At 34.4% G+C, this 14,807-nt stretch carries 14 protein-coding genes; 4 read left to right on the top strand and 10 right to left on the bottom strand.

Features of this window, described 5'->3' with window-relative positions; genetic code table 11:
* Nucleotides 1-3: 3 nt before the first annotated feature.
* Nucleotides 4-906 carry a glycosyltransferase family 2 protein gene (locus FBFL15_RS03845; RefSeq protein ID WP_014083347.1) on the bottom strand — a complete coding sequence of 301 codons (903 nt, stop codon included), beginning with the start codon at nt 904-906 and terminating at the stop codon, nt 4-6.
* Between the two features lie 490 nt (nt 907-1,396).
* Between FBFL15_RS03845 and udk the strand changes: the two genes are divergently transcribed.
* The 4 genes from udk (at nt 1,397) to scpA (ending at nt 5,943) form a co-directional block, all read left to right on the top strand.
* On the top strand, nt 1,397-2,005 hold the full coding sequence (gene udk / locus FBFL15_RS03840; protein WP_014083346.1) for a uridine kinase: 609 nt from the start codon (nt 1,397-1,399) through the stop codon (nt 2,003-2,005).
* A gap of 62 nt (nt 2,006-2,067) precedes the next feature.
* Complete coding sequence (locus FBFL15_RS03835; protein WP_014083345.1) at nt 2,068-2,397, top strand: FtsB family cell division protein; 330 nt, start codon at nt 2,068-2,070, stop codon at nt 2,395-2,397.
* Between the two features lie 22 nt (nt 2,398-2,419).
* Nucleotides 2,420-3,784, top strand: a complete 1,365-nt coding sequence (locus tag FBFL15_RS03830) for a methylmalonyl-CoA mutase subunit beta (RefSeq protein ID WP_014083344.1) — start codon at nt 2,420-2,422, stop codon at nt 3,782-3,784.
* A gap of 32 nt (nt 3,785-3,816) precedes the next feature.
* Nucleotides 3,817-5,943 carry a methylmalonyl-CoA mutase gene (scpA, locus tag FBFL15_RS03825; RefSeq protein ID WP_014083343.1) on the top strand — a complete coding sequence of 709 codons (2,127 nt, stop codon included), beginning with the start codon at nt 3,817-3,819 and terminating at the stop codon, nt 5,941-5,943.
* Between the two features lie 378 nt (nt 5,944-6,321).
* On the opposite strand, the gene FBFL15_RS03820 is transcribed toward scpA, so the two are convergent.
* From FBFL15_RS03820 to FBFL15_RS03780, 9 genes are all read right to left on the bottom strand, one after another.
* Entirely contained in the window at nt 6,322-6,858 is a 537-nt protein-coding gene (locus tag FBFL15_RS03820) for a hypothetical protein (protein ID WP_014083342.1), read from the bottom strand.
* Between the two features lie 114 nt (nt 6,859-6,972).
* Nucleotides 6,973-7,854 carry a glycosyltransferase family 2 protein gene (locus tag FBFL15_RS03815; RefSeq protein ID WP_014083341.1) on the bottom strand — a complete coding sequence of 294 codons (882 nt, stop codon included), beginning with the start codon at nt 7,852-7,854 and terminating at the stop codon, nt 6,973-6,975.
* A gap of 13 nt (nt 7,855-7,867) precedes the next feature.
* A complete protein-coding gene (locus FBFL15_RS17060; protein WP_014083340.1) occupies nt 7,868-8,464 on the bottom strand; it encodes an acyltransferase in 597 nt (198 codons plus the stop codon).
* Nucleotides 8,461-9,381 (bottom strand): glycosyltransferase family 2 protein, encoded by a 921-nt coding sequence (locus tag FBFL15_RS15690; RefSeq protein WP_014083339.1) that lies wholly within the window; start codon nt 9,379-9,381, stop codon nt 8,461-8,463. Before FBFL15_RS15690 ends, FBFL15_RS17060 begins: the two co-directional genes overlap by 4 nt.
* Nucleotides 9,378-10,232: an NAD-dependent epimerase/dehydratase family protein gene (locus FBFL15_RS03800; RefSeq protein ID WP_014083338.1), complete on the bottom strand. Its 855-nt coding sequence runs from the start codon at nt 10,230-10,232 to the stop codon at nt 9,378-9,380. Before FBFL15_RS03800 ends, FBFL15_RS15690 begins: the two co-directional genes overlap by 4 nt.
* Before the next feature lies 1 nt (nt 10,233).
* Nucleotides 10,234-11,538 carry a lipopolysaccharide biosynthesis protein RfbH gene (gene rfbH / locus FBFL15_RS03795; RefSeq protein ID WP_014083337.1) on the bottom strand — a complete coding sequence of 435 codons (1,305 nt, stop codon included), beginning with the start codon at nt 11,536-11,538 and terminating at the stop codon, nt 10,234-10,236.
* A 6-nt stretch (nt 11,539-11,544) separates the two neighbouring features.
* On the bottom strand, nt 11,545-12,639 hold the full coding sequence (rfbG, locus tag FBFL15_RS03790) for a CDP-glucose 4,6-dehydratase (protein WP_014083336.1): 1,095 nt from the start codon (nt 12,637-12,639) through the stop codon (nt 11,545-11,547).
* An 11-nt stretch (nt 12,640-12,650) separates the two neighbouring features.
* Nucleotides 12,651-13,427: a glucose-1-phosphate cytidylyltransferase gene (gene rfbF / locus FBFL15_RS03785; protein ID WP_014083335.1), complete on the bottom strand. Its 777-nt coding sequence runs from the start codon at nt 13,425-13,427 to the stop codon at nt 12,651-12,653.
* Between the two features lie 64 nt (nt 13,428-13,491).
* Complete coding sequence (locus FBFL15_RS03780) at nt 13,492-14,793, bottom strand: ABC transporter ATP-binding protein (protein ID WP_014083334.1); 1,302 nt, start codon at nt 14,791-14,793, stop codon at nt 13,492-13,494.
* Between the last annotated feature and the right edge of the window lie 14 nt (nt 14,794-14,807).

The following is a 14,807-nucleotide window of genomic DNA, read 5'->3' as shown; positions in this document are numbered from 1 at the left end:
TATTTAATATTTAATTAAAAATCGTATTAAAAATCGCAATAATTGTTCGAAATAACCTTTTGACAGGTATAATTTGGAAATTTTAACAAATGTATTAATTTTTTTTTGATGTACAGCCATTGTTTTAAACTCAAATTGCTGTAATAACATTTTTTTTTCGTTTTCATTAAATTTAGACCAATATTTTTCAATTAAATCTTGATAAAATTCAAAACTTGCCAGTTCTTTTTGACGCAAATTGCTGCGTTGTCCGCTTATATTGTCGTGCGACATGCGTACCCGAACTATGGCTTCGTTGATGCCATATAAATCGGCAAAATTGCTAAATTCGAGCCAAGCCATATCATCTGAATGCCAAGCCAATGGGTAGTTTTTGAAACCAAATTGTTGATAGGCTTTGTTGCTAAAAATATGTTCGCTCAACGACGACCGTGATTGGTGCTTGATTTTTTTAAAATACAATGCTCGTGTATTGTCTTGTTTTTGATGCGTGTAGGTTTTGCTTTCTGATTGGTCTTTTTCATTAAATAAAACACTTGCAAATCTAATCACATGTAAATTTTGCGATACAATTTCGTTTACATGTGCATAAAAAGCCGCAACTACATTGTGTCCCAACACATCATCGTCGCCCAAAATCATGAGCCAAGGCTCGTTTTGACACAAGGCTATACACCTATCCCATTGTTGTGTTAAGGAAGTACCCCCAAGATTGGTTTCAAATTTTTGATACACCATGTCAAATTGCCCTTCATATTGTTGTAATACATCCAAAGGGTCGTTTGGACTGTTGTCATTTCCAATATACACCACAAAACGTTTATCTATTTGATTAGCAAGCGATTGCAACGTTTCGCCAAAATATTTTTTGTTGTAATAAGGGATGATGATGGCCAGCTGTTTCATATAAAATTATTTTGAGGCAATAAAAAACCAGTTACAAAATCTTTCATTGTCAATCAAAAGCATTTTTGTTACCGTTTTTAAAAAGTTGTGCAAAATTATAAAAAGTTTTCGACAAACTTAAATTTTTTTGACTTGCAAAAAGCTATGAAACTTCATTTAATCCTATTTGCAATCTCAAACGGTTGTTCATGTTACCTAATTTTTAAATAATTATGTCGTTCATTGTTGTGGTATATTTGATTTTGCAACGCATTTTTTTTTTAGCCTATCGTATTTCATGCTTTTATGCCTATTTTAAATTAAATGCTGTTGAGTAGGTTTCGTGAATTTGTAATCAGAAAATTTATATTTTATATAAAAAACAAAATCAATTACAACGTTTTCGTTAAAAAAAATTGCCTATATTTTTTATTTCACAATTTCAAAAAATCAAATATATGCTAACATAAAATGTCTTATTTTTGTAAACAAAATTAAATTCATACAAATTATGTTAATTATTGGAATTGCAGGTGGTACTGGATCGGGAAAAACAACCGTAGTGCATCAAATTATGAAAAAGTTGCCTCAAACCGAGGTAGATATTATTTCGCAGGATTCCTATTATAAAGACAACAGCCATTTGTCGTTTGACGAGCGGGCTTTGATCAATTTTGATCATCCACGGGCCATCGATTTTGATTTATTAGTACAACACTTAAAAGACTTAAAATCAGGTAAGATTATACATCAACCTGTATATTCTTTTGTTACCCATAACAGAACCGAAGACACCATAACTACCCACCCTCGAAAAGTGTTGATTGTAGAAGGTATTTTGATTTTGGCCAATCCAGAATTAAGAGAATTATTTGATATTAAAGTTTTTGTTCATGCCGATTCAGACGAGCGATTGATTCGTCGTCTGAAACGAGATATAGCCGAAAGAGGTAGAGACATGGAAGAGGTGTTGAACCGTTATCAAACAACGCTAAAACCGATGCACCAACAATTTATTGAACCCACAAAAGCTTTTGCAGACATCATTATTCCAAACGACAAACACAACAATGTAGCTATTGATGTAGTTAGAGCCGTAATCAATCAGAAAATTCAATAATTTTAATGCTAATTTTTTTATTAACAAACAATTGAATTTAAAATTAACATTTATAAAAAAATATGAAAAAAAAAGACGCAAATAAAGAAAAATTACCTTTTTGGAAAAATAAATATATTGTCATTTCAATAGGTTTTTTTATTTGGATGATGTTTTTAGATAATTATTCGTTTTTTGATCATCGGTTTTTAGACAATCAAATTGATGAATTAAACGAAAACAAATGGTATTACCAGCAAGAAATTGCCAAAGACAAACGCAGCATCAAATTATTGAAAAATGAAGGACAAATTGAAAAATATGCTCGTGAGAAATATTTTATGAAAAAAGACAGTGAAGATGTCTATATCGTCGAATTTAAAGATGATACGCTAGTTTCGAAAATAAATTAAACAAAAATAAAAATCAAGTACAATGCCACAACAATTATTCTCTGATTTTGAGGCTGTTTCCAGCAAGCAGTGGAAAAATCAATTGCAGTATGAACTAAAGGGTGCCGATTATAACGACACTTTAGTTTGGAATTCGCCCGAAGATATAAAGGTAAAACCATTTTACCATCAAGACGAGTTTGAAAAACCTTATCCTATTGGAACCACCGTTACCGAATTTAAAATAGGTCAAGCTATTTTTGTTCAAGACGTTTTGAAGAGCATTCAAAAAGCAACAGACAGCCTTAATAGAGGCGCAGAAAGTTTGCATTTTGTAATTGAAAACGACCAAACAGACATCGAAAAACTGCTTTTAAGTCTTTCGTTAGCACACGTTCCCGTTTTCTTTGATTTATCTTTTCTCTCAATCGATTTCGTATTGCAAATAGACCGCATAGCGGTACAAAACAACCTAACGATTTATTGTAATATCGATCCAATTGGGCAATTGGCCAAACAAGGTAATTGGTTTGAAACCGCTGAGCAAGACAATTTTGAAACGCTCAACAAGCTTGTGAGCCAAACGCAAAAAGTAATACTTTTGGGGGTTCATGCAGGATTGTATCAAAATGCGGGTGCCAATATGGTGCAACAAATTGCCTATACGCTGGCTCATGCCAACGAGTATTTGAATGTTGTAGAAACCTACAAAAACACAATAGTATTGCATGTAGCAGTTGGTACCAATTACTTTTTTGAAATAGCCAAATTGAGAGCTTTACGACTGTTATTCAACTTATTAGCAAAAGAATACCACTCGAATATCACATGCCATATTGTGGCCACACCAAGCCATCGCAACAAAACCATTTATGACTATAACGTCAATATGTTGCGAACTACAACTGAATGTATGAGTGCCATTTTGGGTGGGGCCAATACCGTTATCAACTTGCCCTACGATGCATTGTACCACAAAAACAACGAATTTGGCGATAGAATTTCCAGAAATCAGTTGTTGATTATGAAAAACGAAAGTTATTTTGACAAAGTAAACAATCCTGCAGATGGCAGCTATTATATAGAAAATATCACCCAACAATTGGCTGAAAAATCCTTGGCATTATTTAAAGACATTGAAGCAAATGGTGGTTTTTTGAAACAATTGAACGATGGAACTATCAAAAGAAAAATCCAAGAAAGTGCCGATAAGGAGCAAGCTTTATTTGACTCTGGAAAAGAAATTTTATTGGGTACCAACAAATATCCAAATCCAAAAGACCAAATGAAACACGATTTGGAGTTGTATCCATTTGTAAAAAATAATCCTCGCAAAACGTTGATTGCCCCAATTATTGAAAAAAGATTGTCTGAAAAATTAGAACAAGACCGATTGGCATTAGAATAAACGGAATACATTTGATTTTACCTTTTAAAAAAATGAGAAAAAATATACAAAATATAAGTTTAGATCAGGCTGTTACACCTGAAATAAATACCCAGCCAACAACGGCTTTTAGAACAGCCGAAGACATTTTGATTCAACCACAATATGATGCCTCGTCCATAGAAGGCTTGGAGCATTTGGATTTTGCTGCGGGATTTGCACCCCATTTGCGAGGCCCTTATGCCTCTATGTATGTCCGTCGTCCATGGACTATTCGTCAATATGCAGGTTTTTCTACGGCTACTGAAAGTAATGCTTTTTACAGACGCAACTTGGCCGCCGGACAAAAAGGACTTTCTGTAGCATTTGATTTGGCCACACACAGAGGGTACGATTCTGACCACGAAAGAGTGGTGGGCGATGTAGGAAAAGCAGGTGTAGCCATTGATTCTGTGGAAGATATGAAAGTGCTTTTTGATCAAATTCCGCTCCACGAAATGTCCGTTTCTATGACTATGAATGGTGCCGTTTTGCCCATTATGGCCTTTTATATTGTAGCGGCAGAGGAACAAGGTGTTAAGCCAGAACAACTTTCGGGTACGATTCAAAATGACATTTTGAAAGAATTTATGGTAAGAAATACTTACATATACCCACCAACGCCTTCTATGAAAATCATTGCTGATATTTTTGAATATACCAGCAAATACATGCCCAAATTCAATTCTATTTCTATATCTGGCTACCACATGCAAGAGGCAGGAGCTACCGCCGATATTGAACTGGCCTATACCCTAGCCGATGGATTGGAATACATCCGAACAGGGCTGGCAACTGGCATGAAAATTGACGAATTTGCTCCTCGATTATCTTTCTTTTGGGCCATTGGAATGAACCATTTTATGGAAATTGCCAAAATGAGAGCCGGTAGAATGATATGGGCCAAACTGGTTAAACAATTTGAACCCAAAGATGAAAAATCATTGGCCTTGAGAACCCATTGTCAAACATCGGGGTGGAGTTTGACCGAGCAAGACCCCTTTAATAACGTGGCCCGAACTTGTATTGAAGCCGCTGCAGCAGCCTTTGGTGGCACACAATCGTTGCATACCAATGCTCTTGACGAGGCCATTGCTTTGCCTACCGATTTTTCTGCCAGAATTGCTAGAAACACACAGATTTATTTGCAAGAAGAAACCAAAATTTGCAAAACCGTCGATCCGTGGGCAGGTAGTTATTACATAGAAAATTTAACCAACGACATTGCTCAAAGTGCTTGGCAATTGATTGAAGAGGTTGAAGCCCTTGGCGGGATGACCAAAGCCGTAGAATCTGGCATTCCAAAACTTCGTATTGAAGAGGCTGCGGCTCGCAAACAAGCCCGTATTGACAGTAACCAAGATGTGATTGTTGGGGTAAACCAATACCGATTGGAACAAGAAGATCCGTTGCAAATTTTGGATGTTGATAATCAATTGGTTAGAAAACAACAAATGGAACAATTAGAGCACATCAAAGCCACAAGAAACCCAGAAAAGGTAGCAGCCGCCCTAGCAAAACTAACCCAAACGGCACAAACTGGATCGGGAAATTTATTGGCATTGGCCGTAGATGCTGCCCGAGAAAGAGCTACACTTGGCGAAATCAGCGATGCTTTGGAAGTGGTTTTTGGAAGACATAAAGCACAAATTAAATCATTTAGTGGTGTGTATAGTAAAGAAATAAAAGACGATAAAAGTTTTGAAAAAGCCAAAGAATTGGCCAATCAATTTGCCGAAAAAGAAGGCCGCAGACCAAGGATTATGATTGCCAAAATGGGACAAGACGGACACGACAGAGGGGCAAAAGTGGTAGCAACGGGTTATGCCGATGTTGGATTTGATGTAGATATGGGGCCTTTGTTTCAAACGCCTGCCGAAGCTGCCAAACAAGCCGTAGAAAACGATGTGCACATACTTGGTGTTTCGTCGTTGGCCGCTGGACACAAAACCCTTGTACCTCAAGTAATTGCAGAACTTCAAAAATATGGCCGAGAAGATATTATGGTCATCGTGGGTGGGGTTATTCCTGCTCAAGATTATCAGTTTTTGTTCGACTCTGGTGCTGCTGCCGTTTTTGGTCCTGGTACCAAAATTAGTGCTGCTGCCATCAGTATTTTGGAGGTTTTACTTCAGGATTAATGCAATAAAGCAACTTTTAGCCAATAGACACGTCTCTATGTCGTTTAGTTAAGCATTGATTTGTCTCTATAATCTTTGTCAAAGTTTATACCTTTGACAAAGATTAAATAGAGGTTAGAAGTTAGAGGTTAGAAGCAAGAAGTTAGAAGCAAGAAGTTAGAGGTTAGAGGTTAGAGGTTAGAGGTTAGAAGTTAGAAGCAAGAAGTTAGAGGTTAGAATTTAGAAGCAAGAAGTTAGAAGTTAGAGGTTAGAAGTTTCAAGTTTCAAGTTTCAGGTTTCAGGTTTCAAGTTTCAAGTTTTAGGTTTCAAAGAAACTATAAAATCTTTGTAATCCTATAACTTTTCATGTTGCTTATAAATTAAACATATAAAATAAATTTACTGATACATTTTTGAATTTTGCCTTATATAATTTACAATTTCATTATACATTGCTTCCTCTACGTTTGTATATAAATACCTATTACCCGCTGTTATACCAATAAGTTGCACAGAATACACGTCTTCTACTATAAAAATATTACCAACTCCCGGCTTATATAATCTGTATCTAACCACATCGTTGGAGTCAGATTCAAAATATAAAATCATAAATTGCTTGTATTCTTTATCAATAATTTCGTATGTTTCTTCTAAATTTTTTGCGGTTTTTAATTTTTCCTGTAAATGTTCTTGATTGATGTCTTTTGCAAATTTTTTGAAAGGAACTAACAAATCAAAATAGTTTATTTTTTCTAATGCTTTACGCAATGAACTCCCACCGCCATACACCAACATTCCTTTATTTGCGTCTAAATCGAAAGGTATATTTTTTACGACCCTAGAAACATGTGGAGTGTGAAATAACTGTTTTTTTTCTTGTGAATAGCCCAATAGGGTTATCCAACTTAATAAAAATAATAATTTTGCTTTCATTTGAAATTATTTTTTATCATTTATAAATTTATACTAAATATACATATAAAATAGGTAACATCATAGGCCAGCTACTTTGTATGCCTTAAAAATTGAAACCTCAAACTTGAAATTTTATCTCAAAAAATTTAGTTTTAAAATTTTTTTGAGTTGATTTCCAAATTTAGTATAGTTAAAAAATAATCCCTTTTGAACTTCAAAATGCAACTGCCAAAATACATTTTGAATTAACGAGCCATAAAAATAATAATCCTCCAGTTCATGACGGTTTTTGGCATTAATGGCACTGGCTTGTTGCTCGTGGATTCTGAAATAAATCAAAGGTTGGTCGATATAAACTACATCAAAATGTTTCATGAGCCGAAGCCAATACTCAACATCTAAAATTTGTTTCAAATGTGGCGAAAATAGCCCCACTTTATCAAAAACCCGTCTGTGAAGCAGTACGGCTGTGGGTTCGCCTATTTTATTAGTTGGAAATTTAAGCAATTTCTTATCTTTTAACATTTGTGTGCCACGAACAATCTCTTGGTCTTTTACAATAAAACCATCCCATCTTTGATGTAAAACCCCATATCTTGCTATCCAATTTGAATTTTCTTCTGTTTTTTCATACAAAAAATCACGCTTGCAATACACCATCCCTATTTTTGGGCTTCGAAGGGCTTGTGCTACCATTAGCGAGATACACTCGGGATAAAACACATCGTCTTGAAACAAAAACTTGATGTATTCGCCTTGGGCATGTTGCACACAATGGTTCCAATTGGCACCAATACCCGCAGGTTCATGCGAAAAAACACGAATAGGAAAACCGACTTTGGCTTGAAAAGCGGCTACTATTTGTAGCGAATGATCTGTCGATTGGTCGTCGCTTACTATCAATTCTAGGTTTGGATAGGTTTGAGCGGCCAAACTTGCTAGGGCTTCTTCCAAAAAAGCGGCCCCGTTATAAATGGGCAAACATACCGAAACGAGAGGCGTATTGTGATTCATTTTAATTTTTTAGTTAAACCATTGTTTTAATTACTTTGGCTGGCACACCTGCCACCACACTATTGGGCGGTACATCCTTGGTAACTACGGCATTGGTTGCAATAATACTATTTTTTCCAATGCGTACATTGGGCATAATGGCAACCCCCTCGCCTACCCAAACATTGTTTTCGATAATTACAGGTCCTTTTGAAACCAAAAGTCTATCTTTTGGTGGTATATGCAAAATGGCAGCCTCTGGCTCGCCATGATGATGATCTATAATAAATATCCTGCTAGCAAACAAACAGTTATCGCCAATTTCTACTCTATTGATACAACCAATATGAACATCTGTATTGAATATCACATTATTACCAATGATGACTTTTGGTGTAAACTTACCTTCTCCGTATTGGTCTAGTGCTTCCAATCGAAAACGATCAGTTGCGATAAAATCATCCCCTATTTCAATATATTTTGTTCCAAATACAATAAAATCTTTTCCAATAAAAAAATTCTTACCAATTTTTTTGAAACCTTGTTTCAATTCAATTCGGTCCTGTTTGTTATTTATTCTATTTGCATAAGTTAAAATTTTTATAACTATTTTTTTGAATATCCACTTCATATTAATTTCTTTATTATAGATTTATACAATTGTTTAAAAACCAATTTCTTCCAAAAACAAGGATAATGGTAATAATTTTTAAACAGTTCCAAATAACCATTTTCTTTACTAAATGATTGTCTTTGATTTAAAAATATAGGAAAAAAACTATTGATCAATTGGTTGTTTATCCATCTTATGTGCTTTGGAGTGGTGTGTTGTTTTAAGATTAAATTAAAATTTGTCGAAAATGTTTTAAACAATTTATACCCACCCGTATTGGCATTTTTAGCATAGAAATATTTTTCTTTCAATATGATGTTGTTTTCTGTATGATTCAATGCTGTTAAATACCAACCTACTTGAATTAAATTTGTCCCGATATAAGGTTTTGAATCAAAATTGCTTGGCAAAATACTTTTATTAAAAATATTGCCCGTGCAAAATGTCAAATAAAAATGCACTTTTTGTATGTATTCATCACTTGAAATTAACTTAACCGTTTCCGTAGGTTGCATATTATAAGCATTCAAATCATAAGTATCAGCGTAACTTACTCCTTCTAAATACAAACATCCAATATCATTATTTTTTAACACATCCATTATTTTTGCAAGCGAATGATTAAATAACAATTCGTCATCACCAAAAATCCAAACATATTTGCCTGTAGCATTTTCATAACAATTATAAAAATTGCCATCAAAACCTAAATTTATCTCATTTCGAAAATATTTTATAGGTAACGAATATTTACGAAATTTATTTACAATAAATGAAGTATTATCCGTAGAAGCATTGTCTGAAATTATTATTTCAACTTGTTCTGGATATTCTAGCTCCTTTAAATTTATAAATAATTGTTCTAAATTAATTTCTAAGTAAGAAGCTCTATTATAAGTAGGTATAGCTATTGTTAATAAAGGTTTATCATTCATAAATACTTTTTTAAATTATCTAATAAACTTGATTTTGATAAATTCATTTCCTTTATTAAATTTGATTGCTTCAATTTTAAATTCATCATAGAAAGATCTCTGAAATTATTTTCAATAGATATTTCAATATCAGAATCAAATAAACTAAAAATGTATTTTACAATTTGATTAATATTAACTACTTCACCAGAAATATTATAAACTCCACAATTTAATAAAACAATATTCTCCCATATTATTTTTAAAACATCTTCAACATATACATATTGTCTTATTTGTTCGCCAGAACTTATAGTTATTTTTTCATTTTTTTTTAATGAATTAATAATATAAGGTATTAGTCTCTTTGAATTCTCTTTTTCACCATAAATTGTAGGAAGTATAAAATGATAAGATTTTTTAGCAATATATGAGTAATATGTTAATATTTTCTTTGATTCAATATATTCTGATGATATAATGTTGTCCGTATAAATTATTTCTTTTTCTGTCCATTCTTTATCTAAAGAATTATCTCCAATTTCAAAATACGAACCAAATGAAATAAATTTTATTGATGTATTAATATTATTAAGATAATTTGATAATTCAATAGGAAACAATGAATTAATTCTCAATTCATTGTTTCCTATATTATTTCGTTGTACACCCCCAGCAGCACAATAAAACACATGAGTAAAACTTTCAAAAACTGATAAATCTTTATAATTTAAAACGTCAAATTCTTTCCAATTTTTATTTTGTACAGTTCTAGAAAATGCCGTTACAGGAATATTTTTATTATTAAAATAATCAACGAATGATTTTCCTAAGAATCCGCTAGCTCCTATAATTGCAATGTTTATTTCCATCTTATTTTCTCAAAAATTCATTAATTTTTGCAACTATATAATCATAATGTTGTTCTTGCAAACCAGGCCAAACACCCAACCAAAACGAACGGTTCATGATGGTATCTGTATTGGTCAAATCGCCTACAACTCTGTAATTCATGTCTTTGTAAGCGGGTTGTTTTACAATGTTTCCTGCAAAAAACAATCGGGTTCCAATTTTATTTTTTTCTAAAAACTGTACCAATTCTTCTCTGTTTACGGGGCTAGAATCTCGTAGGGTAATCATAAACCCAAACCAACTTGGCACACTGTTTGGGGTGGCTTCTGGTAGTATAAAATGGTCTTCAAAAGGTTTGAGTTTGTTATACAAAAGGGCATGGTTTTCTTGACGGCGTTGCACAAAAGTTTCGGCTTTTTTCAATTGACTCAATCCAATAGCAGCCTGCATATCGGTAACTTTTAGGTTAAACCCGATGTGTGAGTAGGTGTATTTGTGGTCGTAGCCATGAGGCAAATCGCCTAAACTCCAATCGAATCTTTTGCCACATGTATCATCGCATCCTGGTTCGCAATAACAGTCTCTGCCCCAGTCTCTAAAACTTTTGGCAATAGCTCCAATTCGTGGATTATTTACCAATACTGCACCGCCTTCGCCCATGGTAATATGGTGTGCTGGATAAAAAGATACCGTAGCTAAATCGCCAAAAGTACCTGTTTTTTTACCTTCGTAAGTAGCCCCTAGCGAGTCGCAATCGTCTTCAATAACCCAAAGATTGTGCTTTTTGGCTATTTCCATAACCACTTTCAGGTTGAATGGATTGCCTAAAGCATGAGCTATCATAATGGCTTTGGTTTTTGGAGTGATGGCCTCTTCAATACGTTCTACTTTGATATTGTATGTTGGAATATCTACATCAATGAAAACAGGAACACAACCATATTGAACCATTGGATTTATAGTTGTTGGAAATCCAGCGGCTACTGTAATTATTTCGTCTCCAGGCAAAATTTGTTTGGCTTTCAATTTTGGCGATGTTAGGGTATAAAAAGCCACCAAGTTGGCCGAAGATCCTGAATTGACCAACAACGAGGTTCGAGAACCAAACCATTTGGCAAAATCTTTTTCAAAAGCTTCGCCATATCTGCCCGTTGTAAGCCATCCATCTAAAACAGATTCTACGCCATACAACAAATCCTGAGCGTCTAATACTTTGCCCGTAACGGGAATGTAATTTTCGCCCGGCACAATGATTTGGGTTGTATTTTTAGTTGCAATAGCTGTTAAACTTTGTAACAAGTCTTCGTTTAAATGTTTAAATTCCATAATATTTTATTTAGTCCAATGTAAGTTTTTATTTTTGGCTTGTTGGATATAATCCAACAAATCGTTTGGGGTTATTATTGTATTTGTGGTATAATATTGTTGGTACCAATTGATGGTTTTTTGTATCGATTCGTTGATGTTCCAAACAGGAAACCACTGCAATTGCTGGTTGGCTTTAGTACAATCCAAACGCAACAAGTTGGCTTCGTGAGGCTGGTTTTCGAGTTTTGGAAAATCAAATTGCAATTGATTCCAAACTTTAGATGCGATTTCGAGTACTTCTTTTACAGCAAGTGTTTCGTTGTTTTCTGGTCCAAAATTCCATCCATCAGACACGGTTATGTCTTGTTCTAAAATCTTTTGTCCCAATACTAGATAGCCCGAAAGAGGTTCCAAAACATGTTGCCAAGGTCTTGTTGCATAAGGAGACCGAATGATGGTAACGGTGTTTGTAACCGCATTTTTTACCAAATCGGGAATCAATCTATCTTCAGACCAATCGCCCCCGCCAATAACATTTCCTGCCCGAGCAGAAGCAAGTATAAAATGGTGTTTTGTACCAAAATCTTTGACATTAAAAAAGGAATTTCTAAACGACGCTACAACCAGTTCCGCTGCACCTTTTGAGGCACTATACGGATCATATCCTCCCATTCTATCGGCTTCGTTATAAGGTCTGTCGTCTTCAAAATTTTCGTAACATTTGTCGCTTGTAATGTTTACAATCCCTTTGATATTGGACAAAGACAAACAGGTGTTGAGTATATGAACCGTTCCCATGACATTTGTTGCAAAAGTTTCTACGGGTTCTTTGTAAGAATACCTAACAAGAGGCTGTGCTGCCAAATGAAAAATAATATCTGGATTAATCTCTTTTATTTGAGCATCGAGCAATTCATTGTCTCTAATATCAATAAAATAACTTTGCATGTCAAGTTGTAATAACTCAAAATGGGAAGGCTGCGTAGTAATTTTATCCGAAATACCAAATACATCTGCCCCTAATTGTATCAACCAATAGGATAGCCAAGCCCCTTTGAAGCCTGTATGTCCAGTTATTAAAACTTTTTTGTTTCTATAAATGTCTGAAAATAAATTCATTTGTATTGTATTTACCAAATTTTCCAAGGTGCATTACCTTTGTCCCACATTTTTTCTAATTCTTCTTTGTCTCTCATGGCATCCATACACTTCCAAAAACCGTGGTGTTTGAAAGTCATCAATTGTTTATCTGCCGTTAATTGAATCAAAGGTTGTTCTTCCCACATGATGTCCGTCATGTCTTGATTCAAATATTTAAAGACTTCTTTGTTCAAAACAAAAAAACCGCCATTAATCCAATGGTTGTCATTTTTGGGTTTTTCTTTGAAATTATTTACAATTCCGTCTTCTGCAATATCCATCGTACCAAATCTTCCTTCAGGAATAATAGCCGTCATGGTAGCTAACTTACCGTGCGAATGATGGTAATCTACTAATTCTGAAATATTTACATCTGCTACACCATCTCCATAAGTTAGCATAAAAGTGTCTTCTTGAATATATTTTTCTACTCGCTGCAACCTTCCTGCAGTCATGGTATCTAATCCCGTATCGACCAATGTAACTTTAAAATTTTCTGCTTTTGTATGATGAACTTCAATCGTATTGTTTTGAAGTTCAATTGTAATATCAGCATTGTACGAGAAATAATTTACAAAATATTCCTTAATTGCATTCCCTTTGTAGCCCAAACATAAAATAAATTCTGTAAAACCATGTTTTTCATAAATTTTCATAATGTGCCATAAAATAGGTTTTCCTCCTATTTCTATCATGGGTTTTGGCTTTAAATGCGATTCTTCGGAAATTCTTGTTCCTTTTCCGCCTGCAAAAATAACTACTTTCATATTAATTTATTCAATTTGATGCTATAATATTCCTTTTGTTAGTATGGTTCAAAAGTAATAAACTTTAACTAATAAATGTGGTGTTCCAATTTAATTTTGGTCTAATCAAACCAATCCATGTCCCAACATAGTCTTTGGTCATTTCGCCTGTTTCGTTTACATTAAAAGACAATACTTCTTGAGCTACAACAATTTGTGTAGTATCCTGTGGTACTAAAAAAGCAGAAATTTGGTATGAAGATTCATTCAAGAAATTAGCTGGTATGGTGCAAACTGTTTTATAAACGCCTTTTTTTAGCGGTTTTCCAAAAAAAGGATCGGCTACAAATGATGCAGCTGGACTATTAAATGTTGCCAAAATGCAAGTTCCCATAGCGTCAAGTAAATGAATGCTTGGCCATATAATAGCATCATCAGTCAAAACCCTGTATTCAAGTTCAATTTGAACTTCTCTATCGATTCTAACCGAGTTCTTATTTTCGCCTTCAGAAAATATACTGATACATTCAAAATGTGCATGGGGACAAGTATTTTGATATTTTATATCTTTATGCAATACAAAAGGAGCACTCTCTTGTCCATTTGTAATATATTGATTAATAATTCCTTCTATCCCCCCTACTGATTCCACAAGCCCGTTTTTGAGATAAATCCCCTTATTACAAAGCGTAGAAACCGCCGCCATATTATGGCTCACAAAAAGCACCGTTCTGCCTTCGCCTTTGGACACGTCGCCCATTTTTCCGAGGCATTTTTTTTGAAATTCGGCATCGCCCACAGCCAATACTTCATCTACTATAAGAATTTCAGATTCTAAATGTGCGGCTACCGCAAATGCCAACCGCACATACATACCAGAGGAATAGCGTTTTACGGGTGTGTCAATGTAGCGTTCTACACCCGAAAAAGCAATAATTTCGTCGAGTTTTCTATCGATTTCAAATTTTCGCATGCCTAATATGGCACCATTCAAATAAATGTTTTCTCGTCCAGTCATTTCGGGATTAAAACCCGTGCCCACTTCGAGCAACGAGGCAATTCGTCCATTTATTTTGAAACTCCCCGTTGTAGGTTTGGTAACTTTACTTAATAGTTTGAGCAATGTGCTTTTTCCAGCACCATTTCGTCCTATAATTCCAACCGCATCGCCTTGTTCTATTTCAAAATTAATATCTCTCAACGACCAAACATAATCACTAGAACCCTTGCTCGTACGATCGTTGCTGTCGCCAATTTTCAAATAAGGGTCTTCTTTACCTCTGATTTTACTCCAAAATCGGTTCAAATCATGCGATAATGTTCCAGTACCCACTTCTCCTAGTCGGTATTGTTTGGAAATATTTTCTGCTTTAATGGCTAACTTCATTGTTTAATATATTT

Origin of the sequence: Flavobacterium branchiophilum FL-15, from assembly GCF_000253275.1 — a bacterium.
GTDB classification, from domain to species: domain Bacteria; phylum Bacteroidota; class Bacteroidia; order Flavobacteriales; family Flavobacteriaceae; genus Flavobacterium; species Flavobacterium branchiophilum.
This window is presented reverse-complemented; position numbering and strand designations above follow the sequence as displayed.